Origin of the sequence: Mucilaginibacter sp. Mucisp86, assembly GCF_047324315.1 — a bacterium.
Taxonomy (GTDB): domain Bacteria; phylum Bacteroidota; class Bacteroidia; order Sphingobacteriales; family Sphingobacteriaceae; genus Mucilaginibacter.
Window position 1 is genome coordinate 2,371,563 of sequence record NZ_CP168503.1, and the last position, 22,231, is coordinate 2,393,793.

The window sequence follows — 22,231 nt, forward strand, 5'->3', positions numbered from 1 at the left end:
GTTTATTTATTTCTGAAGCCTTCGGCAACGGTATAACGTTTTTGCATAAAATCTTCCTCCAGTTTTTTAACCCAAAAGTCGCGGGTTAAAACAAATAAGATCCCTGTACAGGCCAGCATAGCCAGGCCAATATTGGCGTGTTTAAACAGGGAAAAGGGAAGATAAATAACATATGGTGTAATCATCAGCGGGAACGAGATCAGCATCTGCGTAGCGCCAACACCTTCCCAGTTAAATGAAGCCCCTTTTGACAGATTGATGCTTTTGGCATTACGATTAGCAAAAAACAGCACTATGGTTGTGTTGACACCGATATTCCACAGGTACATTACAAAATGCACTAATACTATACGCCAGCCAAAATAGGCGTAAGGCGTGGTTAATATAAAAGCCACGGTTGATACCATGGTGAATAGCAGATATTTTGCTTTTAAAAAATCACGAAAATTAATTTTGCTCACCAAAATGCCATCGAAATGGGCTGCCTGCCAGCTGTACATGAACTGGCCGTAATTGATAATGAAGATGCCCGTCATGAACATGCCTACAAAAATATACCAGGTTTCGCCGTAATGATTGTTGGTATAAAATATAAGCCCGTAAAACATGAAGAACAATCCCATAACCAATGCAGAGCGTGGTCGTTTATTGCGAAAGATCAGCTTGAGCTCATTAGCCACCAGATCGCCAACTTTACCAAACCTGCTTAACAGCGGAAACTCCGTACTGCTTTTATACGCTGATGCCTTGCGTGAGCTTAGCTCCTCCAGGTAAAGGTTTTGTTTTAGGTAAGCAAAGTTGACGTAATACATTCCTATGGCAAGCGCAACAGGCAATAGTACCAACACCGGTTTACCGAGCAAATGACCAAAGTATAAATACGAGATATTGCGTACTGAATACAGGTGAAAACGGAAATCGCCAGTGATAATAAGAGCCAGCACAGCTACAAATACCAGGAAAACCCAGCCATTTAAATTAGCCTTGCGTTTAATAAACAGCGCCAGGTAATTATTAAAAAGCATGAAGCCTAAAATAGCCAGTATAAAAGCAATTGCCGGCAAGGCTCCCGAATCGGTCAGGATTACTTTTAAAACAAAGGGCACAAAAAGTATAACAGGCCAAAGATTAAAAACAGAAAGCATGGCGGTAAAGGCCAGATATGATACTACGGTATTGCGCTTGATACGTAAATGAAGATAGGGTTGTACCCTCAATGTGGGCAATTCCTGCAATTGCATGCGCATAATAAGATCAAACAAAAAATACAGCAGGATAATGCCGCAAAAAGAGATCACGACATCATCATGAGAAAAGGCTTCGGCCAGGATCTTATCTAAAAATAATCCCGCAAACAAAATGCATGCAAACAGATAAAGGATGAGCAAAGCCATTACCACGCGGATAGCAATACTTTTACCTGTATTTTTTGATCGCCAAAAAGCTTTGAGTTCGTGCCCGAGGAAGGTAGTGATCATAGATATAGACAGTTAAGGGTTAAGGTATAGGTTAGTATAAGATATACCTTTGAAAGCGAAGCTTAAATTAGTATTTATACCTGTCGCCCCAAAGTTTTCTTAACTTTTCTTTTGATTCATTTTCACGCGCATTGTTACCGGGATCATAAATTTTTGTTCCGCGGATGGCATCGGGTAAAAAATCGAGGTCGGTAAAGTTGCCCTCGTAGCTATGGGCATATTTATAATCTTTACCGTAGCCTATGTTTTTCATGAACTTGGTTGGCGCATTACGCAAATGCAGCGGCACCGGCAAATCGCCGGTTTGGCGCACCAATGCAATGGCCGCTCCGATAGCCGTAGTAGCCGAGTTACTTTTGGGCGATGTTGCCAGGTAAATAGCCGTTTGCGATAATATCAACTGTGATTCGGGCATACCTATTTTGTTAACGGCCTCAAAACAGCTTTGCGCAAGCAGCAATGCGTTAGGATTGGCATTACCGATATCTTCGGATGCGAGGATCAGCATCCGCCGGGCGATAAACAAAGGGTCTTCGCCACCTACAATCATTCTTGCCAGCCAGTAAACCGCGCCGTTGGGATCAGAGCCCCGCATAGATTTGATAAAAGCCGAGATAATGTCATAATGCTGCTCGCCGGTTTTATCATACAGGGCCATGTTTTGCTGTACATGTTCCAGTACAACATCATCCGTCAATACAATTTTTTTTGAGTCGAACGCATTCACCAGTAATTCAAAAATATTAAGCAGCTTACGGGCATCGCCTCCCGAAAGACGTAATAAGGCCTCATAATCTTTTATGGTGATGTTTTTATCCTTTAAAACCACATCCTCTTTCATCGCTTTGTTCAGCAGGTTGATGAGATCAGTTTCGGAAAGCGGCTGTAGAATATAAACCTGGCATCGCGATAGTAAAGCCGAAATCACCTCAAATGATGGGTTTTCGGTAGTAGCGCCTATCAGTGTAACAATGCCCCGCTCCACGGCCCCTAACAATGAATCCTGCTGTGATTTGGAAAAACGGTGGATCTCGTCAATAAACAATATCGGCAGTACTTCGCCCTGTTGTTTTAACAGCGATGCTTTTTCTATCACCTCCCGTACATCCTTTACACCCGAATTGATGGCGCTCAAAGCAAAAAACGGGCGAAATAATGATTGCGAAATAATATAAGCCAAGGTGGTTTTACCTACCCCCGGCGGCCCCCAGAATATCATTGATGGTAGCGAACCTGATTCAATTGCTTTACGCAGTACCGCTCCCGGCCCAACAAGATGTTTTTGCCCAACATAATCATCAAGCGATTTGGGCCGCATACGTTCGGCTAATGGTGGGAGGTGTCCTGAAAGGCAATTGAAGAAACATGGCTCTAAAAATTGGTAAATAATGTCCCTTGGACAGTTTTCATGCATGCCCAACCCTCTTGAGAGGGCATGGAAAGTCAGCAGTGACAGAGACAACAGCAGTGGGACTCAGTGACCTGCCCCTCTTCCTCTGGGGAAAGTCCCCAACTACCCACCGTTCCTCAGTAAGGGCTGTGGTCTATCTCAATCTTCCTTATGAACAGTTATGGTCCCCATAAGGGCCTCTGCCTGACTCAGCTGGCTCTAACAGCCCCAGCAACCAGTCATTCTTGCCCCTGTGACAGGCAGCTAAAAGCAACAGAATTCTCACCCTCGCTCAGCTCTTGAATGGTGACTGTCAAATCTGTGTAATAACAGACAGCACTGATGCAGATATCATTTCAATCACAGTCCGTGGTCTCAGTGACTCCTCATTCTCTTATCTCATGTGTGGCTTTGACCACCCTGGTGCTGTAACTCTAACCCTGATCCAGCTAAACATAGTCTGGCCGCGCAGGCGATCGCGGTGCAGCGCCAGCGGTCAGGCCAGACCTGCCAACCTTCCAGCCGGTCGCGGTTTGCCGTAATCGAGGTATCGTCGGCGCTCGCGCAAAGGACATCACGAGAGAACAGCCCATCGCCGTTTTGTCGTGCACGCCAGACGTTGAGGTGCGCGATCGCTGTCCCCATCGCCGGATCTTCCGGTGAGTTTTCAGTTGCCAGCCTGACCGCGCCATATCAAATTTCTGTCCAGCATGTCCATCAGCCAGACCTAATCAGCCTTCACCAGCAGTTTTTGAATCCTGCATACAATCAGAGAGACGGTCGGTTGATATGCCCAATGCCACGACCATGATCTTTCTGCGATATCAGCAATACCCTGATCGGTATTTAACTGACCATCTTTGCCGGCGATCACATAAACAGTTGAGCCGTCGTCTTTGGTATATGGCTGATAGTAAACACCATTTAACTCGTAGTACTGTTCGCCATTGATCATGATTGACTCTGCACCTGATGGCAAGGTTTTGATTTCGGCACCAATTGGAGGCTCAACAACGGTATACTGATCGTTATATTGGCGGTAGTACAAACCATCGCTATAGTAATACTGATAATCGCCCCACCAGAAAGGATAGTAGCCATAAGGCAAGAAACCAATGCTAAAACCTAAACGAGGGTAATAGAACGAATTATAATAGTTACGATATGGATAATAGTAATGGCTGCCAAAGTAACCACCACGACCACCGTAAGGATAGGTACCAGGATAAACCCTGCGGCCACCGTAAGCGTATGATCCGCCCCTGTAATAAGTACCACGGCCACCGTTATAAGCGCGTCTGTCGACAGTTGTATAACCACCGCGGCTGCCGCTATAAACACGTGCAGTGCTGCCATAGCTACGTTGCGGTGCAATAGCCGAACCATTTGGTCTTATACCACCATAGCTGCGTTGTTGTGGAGTGCCGTAGCTGCTGCGCGAATCGGTACCGTAGCTACGTTGTGGTGCTGCTATTGCGGTACGGGTACTGCCGTTAAACGAAGTTGACGGGCGTGAAAAACTACCACCTGAAGAACGGGAAAAACTACCGCCTCCGCCACCACCGCCTGACGATCTTGAACCGCCTCCGCCGCCACCACCACCGCCGCCGCGGGATCCACCGCCACCACGTTGTGCATCAGCATTAAATGCCAGGGATAAGCTCAACAAGCCCCCTAATGCAATTGTTAATAGATTTTTATATGTCCTTTTCATGATGAAAGATTTTTAACTGATCAGCATGGTATTTTTGCTGATATAAATATATAGACTATTAAATGTTTAAACGGTTTAACACGTTTTAAATTATTTTTACTCAAAAAGCGAACCAATACTATCTAATACGTACCGGTTACTGCTTTCGCTACTCCAAATCCTCGGCAATGAACAAAAAAGATTGCTCAAAATGCAGCGTAAAAAAGCCATCGTGCGTGGTTTTGTACCTGTTATTGCCCATGGCTTCAAGCCCGCTTAATTGTAAGCCTGATGGATGTGAAAGCAATTCAATGAACTCGCCTGCCGGTTTCCATTTGCTGAACCCCGGGTTAACCGGATAGACTTTTTGTTGCGCCTGGAAAATCACCAGGTTTATTTTATCGGCATAGAACAAAAAATCTTTCAGATCCAGCGTATCCGTAATCACATTAACCGATGGGTAATTATGCGTTACCAGGTATTTTAAAGCTGTGCCTGCAGCATTATTATCCTTGTCCAAGGGCATCAGTTTTACATCCGACTGCAAATCACCTGCATCACCATCACCTATTATCCAGTCGACCTTTATACCTGAGGCATCCAGTTTTTCGGCCGTATCCGTTGTACAAATCACTGTTGGGCTCCATTCCAGCAGTTGTCCAAGCATCTCCTCATCAAAAGTATCCATACTTAAAACCAGTAAAGCAGGCTCCTGTTTTTCGCGAACTATATGATGTGATGACATTGCTAATGTAGATGGAACAGATGAATATTAAATGAAAATATAAAGATGGGGTTTTTATGGTTGATATGAAGTGGTAACGGTCTTTTATGACAGGGAAATCGCTTTTAAAATCAACAACCGACACGGGGCTCCCATGGAGCCGATTTGCAATTGATCATTCCTGCTATAAACACGATACTCCTAACGGAGTTATAAAATCAGCAGTTAATACCCCAGAGGGGTGACGTGTTTATAGAAAATATTATATCGATTTTAAGGCTCCATAGGTGCCTCGTATTTAAAAAGCCATTCTCCGTCAGTTATAACGACAGAATAGCATTAACGGTCACCTTTTTATTGATTAAGTATTAACAGTAAGCAAACCTGATCATGAAAAGAAAAATTTTATTACTCGCTCCTGTGATGCTTACCGGCTGCATCGTGGATCATTTCGATAGGCATTTGTCTGTGGTTAACAAGTCGCCTGTTCGTATTGCTGTAGAGGCAGTTAACGACACTACCAAACGGACAGCAAATAACATCGCGTATTATCAATCGCATGCAATAGCGCCAAATGACACCTCTTTTATAACAAGAGCAGGCAAAAATGCATGGCTTGAATATATTAATGAAGGGAAGGCCAAAACTTTATATGTTTATTTTTTTGATCTCGATACCTTAAACAAATATGATAAAGGCGGTGCCGATATGAGTTATTTGCTCGGGAACAAAAAATACCTGAAGCGGTTTGATTATTCGCTTGATGAATTAACGAAGAGCAATTGGGAGATAAACTACAAATAGGCTCCGTTATCAATACATCTTCCTGTAAAACTCCTTAACCTTCGCAGCCGGATCGGCAGCCATATTGATGGCTGATGATACCGCGATGCCATCGATACCCGTTTGAAGCAGGGGCTCTACATCATCTATTTGAATGCCGCCAACAGCTATCACGGGGATCCCGATGATCAGCTTCTTCAGTTGACGGTATCCGCTAAACCCAAGCGGATTGTGCTTAGCAGGCTCCACTATATTAGTGGCTGCAAACGGCCCGTAGGCGTAATAATCAACCACCCCGGCACTTTGCAGCTTTAACAACTCATCCGTATCCGCAGCAGATACGCCGAGAGTTTTATCAGGGCCAATAGCCCTACGGATTGTTGGCAGATCGGCATCTGCATCGTCAATATGCACGCCCTGCGCGTCAACACGGTCAATCAGCTCATAATGATTGGCAATAATGAGTGTTGCACCCCATTCATCACAAATTTCGGCTATCTCGTTTATTTCATCAATCAGCTCATCTTCGGGTTTGGTAAGGCAACGGTATTGCACCCAGTTTGCCCCTGCACCACAAGCCATCTGTACTTGTTGTACGTGGCTAAAACCGGGTAGGTCATGTGTGAGATAATGAAATTTAGAAATGTATTTTTTCATTTTTAAATCCGAAAATTTGGCTGAAATATAAAGTCCGAAAAACTACAAAGAATCTTTCGGACTTTATCAATCTCCGGCCACCCGGCAGGCAATTATTGTTTCAACATTATTTTAAAACTTCACTGATAGTTTTACCTACACAGCCATTAGGTGCCTGGATATGTAATAAGGATGCTATGGTAGCCGAAATATCCGTCATGTGTGTTTGGCGGGTAAGGCTGCCATGTTTGATACCCCAACCCATAAACACCAATGGAATATGCGAATCGTAAGGGTTCCAGGTACCATGAGTGGTACCGGTTGGGCCACGGTCGTTTGTACCATGACCGGTATACCATGCCGGTTTCAGGATGATCTGGATGGCCCCGCTATGCTCTGCATTATAGCCGTTAATGATCATGCTGCGCAAGTCATCAGGAATATTAGCTTCCTGTACTTTTTGCAGATCAATTACATAAGCAATACCCGATTGTTTTTTCAGGTATGCGATACAATCCAGTTTTACAGCATCTTCGCTAACGCCGGCTTTTGCAAGTGCTGCGTTATTGAAGTTAACCTGGTAATTATCCATACTGATGATCAGGTTATCTACCTTGTATTTATCGCTGATCATGGTGTTCATTTCTTTTGCAGCTTTGCCATCGTCCCAAACACCGGCAGGGATATTATGATCTTTCAGGAAATTGGGGTTATGCGCAGCACCATGATCGGCACTCAGGAAAACCGAATAGTTGCCTTTACCCACGGTTGCATCCAAATAATTGAAAAACGCGGCCAGGTCCTGGTCAAGCCTTAAGTAAGTATCTTCAGCCTCAACCGAGTTAGGGCCAAACTGGTGACCAACATAATCTGTTGATGAAAGGCTCACGGCTAAAAAGTCGGTTACGGTATTTTTACCCAGTTTTTCGCCTTCAACAGCAGCTTTTGCCAAATCAAGCGTCATGGTGTTGCCGAAAGGAGTAGAGCGGATCATGCCGATACGGCCTTTGTAAAGTTCAGAAGTTTTAACCGGCAGCGTTGGAGTTGCGGCACCCGCAAATTTGCCTTCATAACGGTCGCTGTTATCAGGAGCGCTTTGTATATAAGTATCAACGGGATATAGTGGGTTCCAGTCCTGTTTCAGGTATTTTTCGGCAATTTTTTGATCGTTAAAAGTTTTAACCCAGGCAGGCAGATTATTCATATAATAAGTACTGGTGATCCAGTTACCGCTGGCATCATCAAACCAGTAAGCAGCATTGGCCGAGTGACCTGCAGGCAGGATACCGCCACGGTCTTTCAGGGCAATCCCAATAACTTTTGAGCGGAAGTTGGTTGCCAGTCTCAACTCGTCAGTAACTGTGCTAACCAGCAAGTTGCGCGGCGACATTTGTCCGGCTTTTGAAGTGCTACCAACAGCTACTACGGTGCTGTCATCTGTGCAATACATGGATTTACCTGTGGCCTGGATAATAAAATCATTACCCACGATGCCATGGATAGCAGGGATGGAACCGGTATAGATACAAGTATGACCTGCTGCCGTTACAGTAGGAATATAGTCGATATTGGTGTTTTCGCAGGTGAAGCCTTCATTAAGCATGCGTTTAAAACCTCCGGCCTGGTAACGGTCATAATAACGGTAAAGGTAATCCCAGCGCATTTGATCAACCACCAAACCCACAACCAGCTTTGGGCGGGGAATTGATGCAGATACCGGGGCAGTTGTTGTAGTTTTCTTTTTTTGTGCCGATACCGAAACGGTAGCGAAAGAGAGGGAAATAAGCAGCAGATGTTTAAACTTCATCGCGAAAAAAGATTTTTGATTTCGCCAAATATCAACAAAGCATTTAAAATGCAATATGATGTTTTTGTTAATTATAGAGGATTGTTACAAAAGCGTTTGTTGTTTAAAGCGAGGCCTGTTCAGGAAATCTTTGTAAGTTTAGCAAACCAATCATTAAACCTAAAGTAAATGAAACGCATTCTTTTATTGTCGCTTTTGCTGCTGGCCTGCTCTGTCATCGCTCAAAATAAAAACCTTGATATTGTTGTTACCGATGCGGGGAAAGTATCAGGATTCACCAACCAGGGTGGCGATGTTCATATTTATAAAGGCATCCCCTTTGCTGCGCCCCCGGTTGGAGATTTGCGCTGGAAAGAACCTCAGCCGGTAAAATCCTGGGAAGGCGTAAAAAAATGCACCGAATTTGCAGCAAGCCCAATGCAGGGCAAGCCGGATGCTTTTGGGGTTTACACGCGCGAATTCCTGATCCCGTATGAGCCCATCAGCGAAGATTGCCTTTACCTGAACGTATGGACCGGCGCTAAAACATCGTCAGAAAAGCGGCCTGTACTGGTTTACATTTATGGTGGTGGTTTTGTAAGCGGTGGCGCTGGCGTGCCTATTTATGACGGAGAGGCCATTGCTAAAAAGGGGATCATATTTGTGGTCATTAACTATCGTGTAGGGATCTTCGGTTTCTTTGCCCACCCGGAGTTAACAAAGGAATCGTCGCATAACGCTTCCGGAAATTATGGTTTGATGGATCAGTTGGCTGCATTGAAATGGGTAAAACAGAATATAGCAGCCTTTGGCGGCGACCCGGATAAGGTTACCATAGCGGGGCAGTCGGCCGGGTCAATGAGTGTAAATTGTTTGGTGGCGTCGCCATTAGGGAAAGGGTTGTTTAACAGCGCGATTGCCGAAAGCGGGGCCAGTTTTATCAGTCCGCGGGGATATGGCGGCTTAAAAGAGGCTGAGGAGAATGGCTTAAAAACAGCAACTGCATTAGGTGCAAATTCCATTGCCGAACTACGGAATAAGCCGGCTGCCGAATTGGTTGGCAAAGGCCAAAGTCGCCCGGTTATTGATGGTTATGTTTTACCCGAAAGCATTGCTGATATTTTTAATGAGCATAAACAAAACGACGTGCCGGTACTTACCGGCTGGAATGAAGATGATGCCTTTGTTGGCCCGCCTAAAACAGCCGAAGATTATAAAAAGATGATCAGCACCCAATACGGTGCCGATGCTGATGAGTTGCTAAAGCTATATCCGGCAGGGGCAGACCAGGAAGCTGCCACATCTCAAACCAGGATGAACCGCGATCAGATCTTTGGGATCCAGAACTATACCTGGGCCAACGTGCAGAGCGAGAAAGGAAAGTCAAAAATTTACGTTTACCGCTTTACCCGCCGTCTGCCGGCAACTGCCGATTTTGTTAAATATGGCGCTTTCCATACCGGCGAAGTTGCTTATGCCTATGATAACCTCAAATTCCTGAACCGCCCATGGGAGCCTGTTGATCAGCAGCTGGCCAATACCATGAGCACTTACTGGGCCAATTTTGTTAAAACCGGGAGTCCGAATGGCAAAGGCTTACCAGCCTGGCCGGCTTATACAACAAGCGATAATAAAATAATGATCCTGGGCGAAAAGCCCGGCGCTAAAACTTTACCGGATAAAGCCGCTTTGGATTTTATGGTGAAGCGGGCCAGTGGGAAGTAATATAAGATTAATTTGTTTGAACTTTAAGAGTAAACGCGTTTAAACCCATTAGTAACAGGAGGCATCTACGGAGCCAATACTATTCGATTTTTGTCTATAAACATGGTACTCCTACGGAGTTTAGTATACTGTAAATACATAGCAGGATTATTTATGATTTTCCAAAATGCAACCTGCATTACAACCTGCCCATGACCTAGTTAAAAAGGGGAATGCGGAGTGTATCCCCCACCTAAAAATTACTGCAATTGTAAGTTAACTTATTAATGCCTAATTTGTTGATTTGCAAATCACAAATGAAAAAACATCTTTTAAACTTATGCCTTTCCTTAATCATAACTACTGCTTACGGTCAGCATAAGGCAGTTGATAAGGTGCTTGATTCCTGTATTAAAAAAAGAAACTTTAACGGTGTCGTTTTAATAGCCAAAAACGGCAAGCCCGATTATTTAAAATATACAGGCTTAGCCAACAGGCATTATAATATTAGCTTCTCCCCCAAAACAAGGTTCCAGATCTTTTCTGTTACAAAAACATTTACGGCGGTGCTCATTATGCAGCTATATGAGCAGGGCAGGATCAACCTTGATTCAACCATATCGGCTTACTATGCCGAGTATCAAGGAGAAGCAGCGCATAAAGTAACCATTCGCAATCTGCTTACTTATAGTAGTGGCAGGTATTTGAAAGAAATGGACCCTAAATTTATTCCTGAAGCCTATGACCAGAATTTATGGCCTGTAGATACCTTCATTAACAGGTATTGCTCCGAAAAACTGATTGATACTCCCGGCACAAAATTTAACTACAGCAATGGCGACTTTATTTTATTGGGCAGGATCATCGAAAAAATTTACAAACAGCCATTTGAAGTTGTTTTGAAAGAAAAGATCCTGGCCCCGCTTAACATGGATAATACCAATTACCTGCACCACGAGGATATTGTTCCTAACCTTGATGAAGGTTATTACAACAAAGCAGGCAGTGTTGATTCTTTAATTATGCCTACCTATCACTATATCGATAATCATTTCTCGGCAGGGGCCATGTATTCAACACCGCAGGACCTGCTCACTTTTGATCAGGCCATATTTAACCATACACTATTGAAAAAGGCTACTGTAGATTTGATGCTGACATCCTATCCCAAACTTGGCGATGTTGCATTTGGCTTTTGGGTATACCCGCGGAAAATAGGGAAGTCGAATACCATTTTTGCCGAGCGACAGGGCGGAGGCTACGGAAACGAATCAAACTGGGTGCATTTAATAGATAAAGGGATAACTCTTATCCTGCTGTCAAATACAGAAACAGCAGATTTGAATAAGATGAGGTTAGATGTTCTGGATGCTTATTTAAATTATAAATAAAGCTTATTTATTGATCCTGAAAATTTGATAGTTGTACATGATCCTTTCCAGGTGATAATTGCTTTTGACCAGATTGCTTACAAAGGCACGCAAATCGGCATCAACCAGGTTTTGATATTCGGGAAACATAGGGATCAGGATCATGGCCGGTTTATTTTTTTGCAGATCCTGGTAAAATCGGGCTTTGGCTATCGGCGTTTGAGTAATATTAAAATAAATGGTAGGTGATAATCTTTCCGAATAAACCTGTACCTGGGTACCAAAGCTGTGCACCAACACCAAATCTGTGCTATTAGTATGGGCTTTGATCCATTTCCCTAATGCTTTACGGTCTCCTTCGGGCGGATTTACATATGGAGCTTTACCATAAATTATTGGAGATTCGGCACTACCTAACAAAACTTTCAGGTTAGCTATCGGCACAGCCATCGACGGAAAAAAAATAATACCAATCCCTAAAGCTACTAAACCAGCGGGCAGCTTGTATTTTTCAATAAGATATGTGGCAGCTATGGCATTGATAAGTGCCAGGGAGGGCAACAGATCTTTTAAATGCACTGCATCATAGATCCCTATCATATTAATGGCAGTAAATGCCAGCACGCACCATAAAATCGGGAGATCTATTTTTCTTTTAATAAAAACATAAAGCAATACTAATGGGTAGAACAGCACAAGCGGCGAGTAAAGAAACCTGTGGCAAAAGTTGTCAAATTTAAAGGCCGCTGTATGGTCAGTCGCACTGCCTTTGCCAAAGTTATCTAACAATCCGTTTATCAATAACTGATGGAGATCAATGCCAGCCAAAGCGCAGCTGATTATCAAAACTAACAAGCCTGATACCACACCAAGGCAAAATATCAGGATATCAGTAAAACGTTTCCGGAACAGTGCATGAATCAAAATCGCGAGTATAACAAAGGCAGCCGAAAGCCTGAAATCGACTGCTATACCGGCCAACAGACCACTGATTAAAAAAGCTTGCTTGTTTGAGGCATTGATGTACAGGTACACCGCAACCGTCATAAACATTACTTCGTAGGTTTCGGTAAATGCCACATATTGGCTTCCGGTGGCATGCCATAGTAACGACAGGCCATAAAACAGCAACACTAACAATCCCGCTGTGTTGCCCGCAAGCTTTTGGGCTATTTTGTAAAGATAATAGATGCCGATAGCCTGGCATAGTGTTGCCAGCACCCTGGGGAACCAATAATTTACGCCAAAAAGGACATCGGACAGGCCAAAAATGGCAAAAATAAAAGGCGATTTATTGTCGGCCCCGCCGGTATAGGGAACAAGTCCATGCCTGAACCAATTACGCCCGATATAATGCCAGATAGATTCATCGAACGATAAAACAAACCCATTACTGAGCAGGGTAACTATCAACTGTAAGGCAGTAAGGAGAACGAGAACGGTAAGCGGCTTGATCTGATACCTGGTTCCTGTGCTTTTTAAAGTGATATACATTTGATTTAAATTTCAGCACGTTGAACCGGGTTACAGCATCATCTTTAATTTTAGCCAAATTATGAATATATCCCCATAATTACATTAACAACTGTGATACAGTTACTTTCCGGCTAAACTTACAAAGTTTTTGAAACTTCGTAAGTTTTACTTGTGATAAACTATTTCATTAAAAGATATAGTTTATTCCGCCTTCAAAGGTGGAGACTTTTACAGATGTTAAGTTTGCTGTGAAATCTATTTTTGTAGGGACATGATACGCAAATGAAATTTCGAATTTATTATTGATCACAAAACCTGTCCTTGCCATGGGCGCAAACCAAACGGTATTGTTTGAAGGGAAATCTGCGGCTGCAGTATTGTTATAGCCGGCAACCGTAGAGCTGGTTTGTGTTTTAGTATATGTGATACCGGTATACCTTGAAAAATTTATTGCAAGACCGGCTCCCGCGTAATATTTAAATTTATCGCTATTATAAAAATTGCAAATAAACTGCGGCCTTAACGAAAGCGTAATTTGGTTAAATGATTCGTTATCAACGGTAGTTGAGCTATAGGTTGTGCCGATATTATCGATACTGGCTTTGGCAAATAATAAAGTTAATTCGGTGCGGAAAATGAGTTTACCTGTATTAGGATTAAACGGAGCATCAATACCAAATGTAAATTCGGGTAAAACATAAGATTTGGCTCCGCCGGTTGTAGCTGGTAGTAATGGGCCGGCACCGTTTATTTTAGTGGCGTTAACACCAGCGCCAACAAACATCCGGTAAGCCGGCTTTTTATCTCCCGATTTTTCGGGTTTATTAGCATCTTCATTGTTTAGCAGGTTGGTAACCTTTAATAATTCACCTTCATTATAGTTAAGTACTACTATTTTGTTAATCAAATCATCGGCGTTGCTGCCTTTGTATTTATGCGCAAGATCAATAAGCTGGGCATAATAAATATTCTTCTTTTTTATTGACTGCGAATCTTTATCAAAATAGGGCTGGTACTTAAGTTCCTGTGGCTGGCCTGCTTTATTGTCCTGAATAAAATATCTTGTTTTGATATCATCGTTATATTGCAATAGCGAAACGTTATCGCCTTTTTGCAATAGCTTTAAAAATACAGTGGCAGTATAGCTTGAGGTATCAATGTTATCAGACATGTTTCGAATATCTGTTTTTACTTTACTGATGGCTACTGTAGCTGTTTGATATGACTCAAATCCGGATACTTCGAAATAACTGATGTCTTGCGGCTTGTATGTTTCTACTTTGTCCGTTAGCGTTTTTTTAAAGCTAACATTGGTTGGATTTGAATTCCATTCCCTGTAATTGATAAAACCGTTTACGGTTTCGCCATTGTTGGTGATAACATAGCCCTGTTTGTAATTGCTTTGGGCAGAGACGAAAGATGGGAGCAGAAAAATTACAAGTACAAGTGTGTAAAATAGCTTCATGAAATAATGTGATCGGTATAAGTTTATCGAGGGCCCTAAAATACATTAATTATTATTGATTTTAAGGCCCAACGTAAACTTCACCGCAGTTAAATAGCGTACTGATGATTACAGGGGTAATTTGATAACCTTAACCGCATTGCCCCGCTCAAGTGATTGGTGCTCCAGCCACTGACTTTGTTGCTGATCTGTTAATCTACCATTTTGCAGCGCGGTTATCCTTTCCTGAAGCCTGATTAAACATAGCTTCTTATTTTGTAATTGTGAGCGACTATCCATTACGGTAACCTGTATGCCGGTAGGCTTGTGTACACCGCGCACTGCTGTTTCAACCTTATTTACATTTTGCCCGCCCGGCCCTGATGACCTGATGGTTTCAAATACCACATCGGCTGGATCAAAACGCGTTTGCTCCGGAACATCAAATACCTCAACACCTACAAACCAGTTTTTACGCTTATGTGCCGGTCGGTAGGGGCTTTGTGCCGTCCACTGTATAGTTCCCTGCCAATCTCTCAACAGGTTTTCCAATTGATCACCGTCTGCCATTAAAGTAGATGACAGGAGTGTGCCGCCTTTGTCGCCCGGCTTATCTTCGGTTACGGAGATCGCTATATTTTGTGCCTTTGCCTGTTTCAGGATCATGTCCCTAACCTTAACAACAACGCGGCAGCACTCGGCAGGACCTTTGCCTGCCGTAATTTGTATGATCTTTTTCATTATTCTTTATCCATTTTTACTATACGCGGGTAAAACTTACCGTGTACTTCAATTAATTGCTGCTGGGCCGCCATCACGGTTTCGATGTTTTTATAGGCGGATGGATTTTCTTCCAAACTTCCGCCAATCAGGGTTACCCCGGCATCGGTCAGCATTTTTTTTACCGCCGAAGCTGTTGTATTCTCCCTGGCGTCCTTACGGCTCATGGCTCTGCCGGCGCCGTGCGATGCAGATTGTAAAGCATCATTATTCCCTTTGCCCATTACCAAATAAGCGGGTGTGGCCATGCTGCCGGGGATAATTCCCAATTCTCCGGAATGTGCCGGCGTAGCACCTTTACGATGGATGACGACTTCGGTTCCATCTGCCAACACTTCTTTCCAGGCAAAATTGTGATGGTTTTCTACTTTAGCCAACGATTTTAAACCCAGTGCCTTTAGCAAATTGGTGTGAATGCGATCATGGCAAGCCTTTGCATAATCGCCTGCGAGGGTCATGCTAAGCCAATACTCTTGCCCGGCCTCGGTATCAAGATCAAGCCAGGCCAATGGTTGAACTTCACGCGGAAGCTTACAGGTACCCATAGCAATTTGTGTGTAATACCGTGCGATATTTGCCCCCAGTCCCCTGCTGCCCGAATGCGACAGCAAAGCAAGATATTGTTGAGGTGGCAGATTAAGCCCATTATCCGCGTAAAGTTCTATCAGCCCAAACTCCACAAAATGATTGCCGCTGCCCGATGAGCCCAGTTGCTTTACGGCTTTGCCATGCAGTTTTTTAAGCAGTTGTGTTTGATTAAACACCGGGCTATCCAATACCTCGTGATATTGTGATTTACTTAACCCGCCATCAGCTCCAAAATGAGTGTGATCATTTATAGCCTGCTTCATCTGGTAGTTGTAACGTTTCAGGAAACGCTCATCAGCATCAATAATGGATAAAGCCATCCTGCAGCCGATATCCATACCAACGCCGTAAGGGATCACCGCATTTTTAACAGCAAGTACCCCGCCAATGGGCAGGCCATAACCACTGTGCGCATCAGGCATCAGTGCACCCTGCAAACTAACCGGGAGTTTTAGGGCAAGCTCCATCTGCTTTATTGCGGATAACTCAATATATTCTTCGCCATAAATATTTAATGGTGCATGTTGATCTTTTAACCCGTAAGATGCAGTTACAGCTTCATTTTTATTGTTAATGAATGTTTCGGCTATTTTGCCGGTTATATCATTGTTTAAATAAGCACCGGGTTGTTGCCTGATCTTACTTAACAGATCAATTACCTCAGCTTTGCTGTAATGCTTAAAGTGCCTGCCTGTTATATTCACTGCCAGGCTGCGCTGTTTATTATCAGCGTAACCTATTTGTGTTAATTCTTTTATTTTTAAATTGCCCATAAGGATATATCGTTTAATAGTCGAGGTAAGCCTCTTTTGAGGTGTACTTCGGTTTGTTTTTAAATTCGTTAATGTATTTAGGGTGTTCATAGAAATCCCAATCCCATCGGTTATTGGTTTTATCCGTTAGCCTGAGAATGCGGGGCAAATGACCGTTCCAGTCTATAAATTCATTGATTTTACCAAGCTGTTGTTCAAGCTCTTCGTCAATTTGCTTTACAGTGTAGATAATGTGTGGCTTGACCACCAATACAAATCGCCATTGTTCGGTAAAAACATATGTAGGCTTCCAGCATTGACACCGTGCATCCCATATTTCTTTTAAATAAAAACAGCGTTTTTCAGCATCAGAAAGGTTAAGTTTTGAACCGTGAAACTCGTTGGGCTCGATCTCCTTTAGCTTCTGCTCTTTCTCTGAATAAGTGTACCTGCATTTGCGGCGCTTTTTCTTTTTAAAGGATTTATCGTGGTGCCACCATTTCACGTTTATTTTATTGAGTAAGTTTTGATAAAATTCGGCTTTATCATTGCGTGCAATGTCGCTGCGTAAAATAAAATAGCGTACGTAACCCCTTTGGTAGGGTTTTTCCAAAGGGATAGGTGGTAACTGGCGAATCTGATTGTTCAGTTCTTGTCGTTGTTTGCTTAAGGTGATCAGCTTTTTATCAAAAGCCTCTTTAACCAATCGCTTTTTTCTCCGTGCCGATTTTAGACGGTACGGCAAATCATGTATGTCCATCGGACTTTACGTGTTTAGTTCATTAAAATCTGTTATGATTTTCAAAAAATTCGCCCCCGGGTTAGGGATCTACCCATTTTGAAAAGCGCAAGCCAAACCTTCAACACATAAAAAATCCGCAGACAAACAAAACCTATCGCCGGTTAAAACAAACCGATCAAATCGTTTAAATAAAACAAAAGAATTGCTGTCTCTACCTGTTAAAGGTGATGCACTAATGGGATATGGATGAGATACTCTGTAGCATAGTCCTTAAAATATTAAAGGGTTAACAATTAAGGAATTGCTGCAAAGATGCAAATATTTTTTGATTAAGGAATAAGCGGATAAATAAAAAGCGTCATTGCGAGTATCCATCAGGGGAAACCTGAAAAAAAACGTAATGACGCCTGGTTACCAGATTTTGAATAACGGAAAATCAGACTTACGAAGTTTTAAAAACTTCGTAAGTCTTGCGGTGGTTTTAACTTTACAATATAAACTTCGTGCTCAGGAAATTGGAATCGTTATCATTCACAATTTCGTTGATGATGTTTTTATTGGTTTCGGTCATTTTGGTGGTAACCAATGAGCGGATAGAGAACGATCTCAAAGCATCATGTACCGAAAGGGTTCCTTCAGCACTGTCCTTACGGCCGGTGAATGGGAATACATCTGGTCCGCGCTGACACTGGCTGTTGATGTTTACGCGGCTCACCAGGTTCACAAAGGGATCTATCAGCGATGAAATTTCTTTGGCATCATTACTGAAAATACTTACCTGCATACCATGCGGCGAGTCAATCTGGTAAGTGATCGGTTCCTCAATATCCTCAAACGGGATTACCGGGATCACCGGGCCAAACTGCTCTTCGCGGTACAGCTTCATGTTTTCATTAACCGGGTAAACGATAGCCGGGAAAAAGAACGAAGCAGATGTCTCGCCGCCGTTTTCGTTAATGATTTTGGCACCATTGGCTAAGGCATCGTTTACAATATCTGTTAAATACGCCGGCTTGTGCGGCTCGGGCAATGGAGTAAGTTTTACATCCTTTTCCCATGGCAGGCCGAATTTAAGTTTGGCAACGGCTTCGCTCAATAGTTTTAAAAACTCATCGGCAACGGCTTTGTGCACAAATATTACTTTAATGGCAGTACAGCGCTGTCCGTTAAATGACAGTGAACCCAAAATACACTCGCTTACCGCCTGCTGCAGATCGGCATGTTTGGTTACGATGGCTGCATTCTTGGCATCCAAACTTAAAACAGCCCTTAAACGGTTAATTTTAGGGTGACGCTTTTTAAGATCGTTTGCCACCTTACTTGAGCCAATGAAGGCCAGCACATTCACCTTACCCGATGCCATCAGCCCCGGGGTCACTACGGCACCGCGACCGTAAATAGTATTCACCACTCCTTTAGGAAACGATTCCTGGAAGGCTTTTAATAGTGGGTAATGCAGCAGTGTACCATGTTTAGGTGGTTTAAATAAAATGGTGTTCCCCATGATCAGCGCTGGGATCAGGGTAGTAAAAGTTTCGTTAAGCGGGTAGTTGAACGGCCCCATGCAAAGTACCACACCCAACGGCGAGCGGCGGATCTGGGCTACCAGTCCTTCGGCCATTTCAAAGCGGGACGACTGGCGGTCAATATCCTTCAGGGCATCAATAGTAGCATTTATGTACTCAATGGTACGGTCAAATTCTTTAGCCGAATCGGCGTATGATTTACCGATCTCCCACATCAGCAGCTTTACCACCAGCGTACGTTGCTCGCTCATTTTATAAATGAAGCGCTCCATACATTTAATGCGGTCGGCAATACTCATGGTTGGCCATTCGCCACGACCGTTATCATAGGCTTCAAGGGCGGCGTCCAAAGCTTCAAAAGCTTCCTTTTCAGTACAAACAGGGTAAGTACCAATCAGCTTGCGGGTAAAAGCGCCATCCTGGCCCCAAAAACCAACCGGCGAGTAAACTTCACTTACTTCGCCGTTCCAGGGTTTCATTTCGCCACCGCTCAGGTATTCGCGCTGGTGTACTTCCTCAATCTGAAAATCGGGGGGAATATTATTTTCATCAACAAAAATTGAACTGAGCTGGGTTTTAAAACTCATATTTTTTCAAGGGTTTGATTTGCCCTAAGATAAAAAAAGCCTGCTTTAACAAGCAAGCTTTTATGCGTTAATAAATTGTTTACTGATTTATTGCGACGTAATGACGCTTATTGAAAACCTATTTGAAAAAAAGTGTCCTTAAACATTAAACAATCCGTTACGTTCCTGTTCCTGGTAATCCTGCACCGTTTCAATGGCATTATCAACCACATCGCTAAGGGCGGTAATGAATGTTCCGGGGCGGGCAAGGCTCATGGCGTGTTTAATAGCATCAACTTCTTTAGGTACAACTTCAACCTGTTTGTCAGGATCAACTGATTCAATTCCCTCTTTGAGTAAACCAATGATATTTTCGGCGGTACGGCCACGCAGGTGTTTCTCCTGGCGTAGGATAATGTAATCAAACATTTCGGCCGATAGTTTTCCTAACTCGCGGATGTCATCATCACGCCTGTCGCCGGTACCGGCTATGATACCAATTTTAAGCGGCGAATCGATATGCCTTAAAAACTCCTTGATGCCGGTATAACCATCAGGGTTATGGGCAAAATCAATCATGAAACGGAAATCTTTAAACTCGAAAATATTCATACGGCCAGGCGTTTGTGATGCCGATGGAATGAATGTTTCAAGCGAGATCTTGATATCTTCCGTTTTAAATCCCCATAAAAAAGTAGCCAGCGTTGCAGCCAGCACGTTCTCGATCATGAACGGCACAGTACCGCCAAACGTAAGCGGGATCAGGATGGTACGCTGAACGCGGATCTTCCAGTCGCCTTTTAAAATGGTGATGAAGCCGTTTTCGCAAATGGCGGCGATGCCACCTTTTTTGCAATGCGATTTAATGATGGGGTTATTTTCATTCCTGCTGAAATAGGCAATATTACATTCGGCCTTTTTGCCGATGCGTACGCAATATTCATTATCGGCATTTAAAACGCCCCAACCATCTTTTTTAACCGAGTTAAGCACCACGCTTTTCACGCGCGAAAGATCCTCAAGTGTGTGGATATCCGATAAGCCAAGGTGGTCTTCCTGGATATTGGTAATCACGCCTATATCACAAAAGCCAAACCCAAGGCCCGAACGCAGGATCCCGCCACGCGCAGTTTCCAGCACCGCGAAATCAACAGTGGGGTCTTTCAATATAAACTCCGAGCTTACCGGGCCTGTGGTATCGCCCTTCAGCATCATATTGTTTTGAACGTAAATCCCATCCGATGTAGTAAAACCCACCCGGTGACCGTTATTTTTAACAATATGCGCAATAAGGCGTGTGGTGGTAGTTTTTCCGTTGGTCCCCGTAATAGCGATGATAGGGATGCGGGCCGATTTACCGGCCGGATAAAGCATATCAATCACATGACCGGCTACGTTGCGTGGCAAGCCTTCGCTCGGTGCTATGTGCATCCTGAAGCCAGGTGCTGCGTTAACTTCCAGTATCACACCACCGGTATCGGTTAGCGGCTCGGTAAGGTTTTGCGCCATAATGTCGATACCGCAAATATCCAGGCCGATGATTTTGGAGATGCGCTCGCAAATAAAGATGTTTTGCGGGTGCACATGGTCGGTAACATCAACAGATGTACCGCCGGTGCTCAGGTTAGCGGTCGATTTTACATAAACCACTTCATCCTTTTCCGGAACAGTTTCAAGCGTGTAGCCCTTTTTTGCCAGCAGATCGAGGGTATCTCGGTCGACAGTTATTTCTGTCAGCACATTTTCGTGCCCATAGCCACGGCGGGGATCGGTATTTTCAAGGTCGATCAATTCCTGTATGTTCAGTTTGCCATCCCCGGTAACATGTGCCGGTTTGCGGAGTGCTGCGGCCACCATTTTATTATCAATCACCAGTACCCTGAAGTCGAAACCGGTAACATAGCGCTCCACAATTACCTTGCGCGAAATTTTGGCGGCGTGCTCATAGGCCTCAATGGCTTCTTCTTCGGTTTTTATGTTGATAGAGATACCGCGGCCATGGTTGCCGTCAAGTGGTTTAAACACCAGCGGGAACCCCACCTTGCGGATAGCATCAGGCACAGCCGATGCAGATGATATGGTTATACCTTTTGCAACCGGGATGGCCTGCTCCTGTAAAAGTCGTTTGGTTTCTTCCTTGTTGCTGGCAATATCAACGGCAATGCTGCTGGTTTTTTCGGTCATGGTGGCGCGGAAACGCACCTGGTTTTTACCATAGCCCAACTGTACCAACGATTGATTGTTGAGCCTAATCCATGGGATATCCCTTGCAATAGCTTCTTCCACAATTGATCCGGTACTTGGCCCCAAGCGGGTATTTTCCCTTATCTCCCGCATTTGCTGAATATCAGCATCCAGGTTGTAATCTTCGCCTTTGATGAGTGCTTCGGCAATGCGCACGGCCGATTCGGCAGCGAAAACGCCAACTTTTTCTTCCAAATAAGCAAATACTACATTGTATACACCTTTGGTTTTGGTTTCGCGGGTACGGCCGAAGCCGGTATCCATACCGGCCAAGGTTTGGATTTCCAGGGCTATGTGCTCAATAACGTGGCCCATCCATGTGCCTGCAATAACCCGCTGAAAAAATCCGCCGGGCACACCGGGCGAGCAACGGTGACTGTATAGCGATGGAAGCAGCTTTTCAAGCCGTTCATAAAAGCCCTCTATTTCGTTAGTTGGGCGATGCTCCATCTCCTGCAGGTCAAGCCGCATTTGTATTAATTTTTTGCGCCTGATGCTCCAAATGTTGGGCCCGCGTAGTACCTGGATATTTTCGATCTTCATGTATGT

16 protein-coding genes are annotated in these 22,231 nt (G+C 43.9%); 3 read left to right on the plus strand and 13 right to left on the minus strand.

Annotated features, from left to right (window positions below; translation table 11 throughout):
* Window positions 1-2: 2 nt before the first annotated feature.
* From ACEN9X_RS09975 to ACEN9X_RS09990, 4 genes are all read right to left on the minus strand, one after another.
* Window positions 3-1,478, minus strand: a complete 1,476-nt coding sequence (locus ACEN9X_RS09975; protein WP_413670227.1) for a DUF5687 family protein — start codon at window positions 1,476-1,478, stop codon at window positions 3-5.
* Between the two features lie 67 nt (window positions 1,479-1,545).
* Window positions 1,546-2,796: a replication-associated recombination protein A gene (locus tag ACEN9X_RS09980; RefSeq protein ID WP_413670228.1), complete on the minus strand. Its 1,251-nt coding sequence runs from the start codon at window positions 2,794-2,796 to the stop codon at window positions 1,546-1,548.
* A 799-nt stretch (window positions 2,797-3,595) separates the two neighbouring features.
* A complete protein-coding gene (locus ACEN9X_RS09985) occupies window positions 3,596-4,582 on the minus strand; it encodes a DUF6515 family protein (protein WP_413670229.1) in 987 nt (328 codons plus the stop codon).
* A 148-nt stretch (window positions 4,583-4,730) separates the two neighbouring features.
* Complete coding sequence (locus tag ACEN9X_RS09990; protein WP_413670230.1) at window positions 4,731-5,306, minus strand: thiamine diphosphokinase; 576 nt, start codon at window positions 5,304-5,306, stop codon at window positions 4,731-4,733.
* A 369-nt stretch (window positions 5,307-5,675) separates the two neighbouring features.
* Here ACEN9X_RS09990 and ACEN9X_RS09995 point away from each other — a divergent pair, with 369 nt between their 5' ends.
* Window positions 5,676-6,089, plus strand: a complete 414-nt coding sequence (locus ACEN9X_RS09995) for a hypothetical protein (RefSeq protein ID WP_413670231.1) — start codon at window positions 5,676-5,678, stop codon at window positions 6,087-6,089.
* Between the two features lie 9 nt (window positions 6,090-6,098).
* Here the strand turns inward: ACEN9X_RS09995 and ACEN9X_RS10000 are convergent, their stop codons facing one another.
* A complete protein-coding gene (locus ACEN9X_RS10000) occupies window positions 6,099-6,725 on the minus strand; it encodes a thiamine phosphate synthase (protein ID WP_413670232.1) in 627 nt (208 codons plus the stop codon).
* 106 nt (window positions 6,726-6,831) lie between these two features.
* Entirely contained in the window at window positions 6,832-8,511 is a 1,680-nt protein-coding gene (gene pafA, locus ACEN9X_RS10005; RefSeq protein ID WP_413670233.1) for an alkaline phosphatase PafA, read from the minus strand.
* Between the two features lie 168 nt (window positions 8,512-8,679).
* Between pafA and ACEN9X_RS10010 the strand changes: the two genes are divergently transcribed.
* Both ACEN9X_RS10010 and ACEN9X_RS10015 read left to right on the plus strand, forming a co-directional pair.
* The gene (locus tag ACEN9X_RS10010; RefSeq protein ID WP_413670234.1) at window positions 8,680-10,215 is read left to right on the plus strand and encodes a carboxylesterase/lipase family protein; all 1,536 of its coding nucleotides are present in this window, start codon (window positions 8,680-8,682) and stop codon (window positions 10,213-10,215) included.
* A 296-nt stretch (window positions 10,216-10,511) separates the two neighbouring features.
* Window positions 10,512-11,585, plus strand: a complete 1,074-nt coding sequence (locus ACEN9X_RS10015; RefSeq protein WP_413670235.1) for a serine hydrolase domain-containing protein — start codon at window positions 10,512-10,514, stop codon at window positions 11,583-11,585.
* A 3-nt stretch (window positions 11,586-11,588) separates the two neighbouring features.
* On the opposite strand, the gene ACEN9X_RS10020 is transcribed toward ACEN9X_RS10015, so the two are convergent.
* The 7 genes from ACEN9X_RS10020 to cphA all read right to left on the minus strand — a co-directional run bounded on the left by ACEN9X_RS10020 (window position 11,589) and on the right by cphA (window position 22,225).
* Window positions 11,589-13,058: an ArnT family glycosyltransferase gene (locus ACEN9X_RS10020; RefSeq protein WP_413670236.1), complete on the minus strand. Its 1,470-nt coding sequence runs from the start codon at window positions 13,056-13,058 to the stop codon at window positions 11,589-11,591.
* Between the two features lie 169 nt (window positions 13,059-13,227).
* Window positions 13,228-14,505 carry a hypothetical protein gene (locus tag ACEN9X_RS10025; protein ID WP_413670237.1) on the minus strand — a complete coding sequence of 426 codons (1,278 nt, stop codon included), beginning with the start codon at window positions 14,503-14,505 and terminating at the stop codon, window positions 13,228-13,230.
* A gap of 108 nt (window positions 14,506-14,613) precedes the next feature.
* The gene (gene prfH, locus ACEN9X_RS10030) at window positions 14,614-15,225 is read right to left on the minus strand and encodes a peptide chain release factor H (protein ID WP_413670238.1); all 612 of its coding nucleotides are present in this window, start codon (window positions 15,223-15,225) and stop codon (window positions 14,614-14,616) included.
* A complete protein-coding gene (locus tag ACEN9X_RS10035; protein WP_413670239.1) occupies window positions 15,225-16,625 on the minus strand; it encodes an RtcB family protein in 1,401 nt (466 codons plus the stop codon). Before ACEN9X_RS10035 ends, prfH begins: the two co-directional genes overlap by 1 nt.
* A 13-nt stretch (window positions 16,626-16,638) precedes the next feature.
* On the minus strand, window positions 16,639-17,364 hold the full coding sequence (locus ACEN9X_RS10040) for a hypothetical protein (RefSeq protein WP_413670240.1): 726 nt from the start codon (window positions 17,362-17,364) through the stop codon (window positions 16,639-16,641).
* Window positions 17,365-17,833: 469 nt separating this feature from the next.
* Window positions 17,834-19,459, minus strand: coding sequence for an NADP-dependent glyceraldehyde-3-phosphate dehydrogenase (locus tag ACEN9X_RS10045; protein ID WP_413670241.1), 1,626 nt, complete (start codon window positions 19,457-19,459; stop codon window positions 17,834-17,836).
* A 138-nt stretch (window positions 19,460-19,597) separates the two neighbouring features.
* The gene (gene cphA, locus ACEN9X_RS10050) at window positions 19,598-22,225 is read right to left on the minus strand and encodes a cyanophycin synthetase (RefSeq protein WP_413670242.1); all 2,628 of its coding nucleotides are present in this window, start codon (window positions 22,223-22,225) and stop codon (window positions 19,598-19,600) included.
* Window positions 22,226-22,231: the final 6 nt, after the last annotated feature.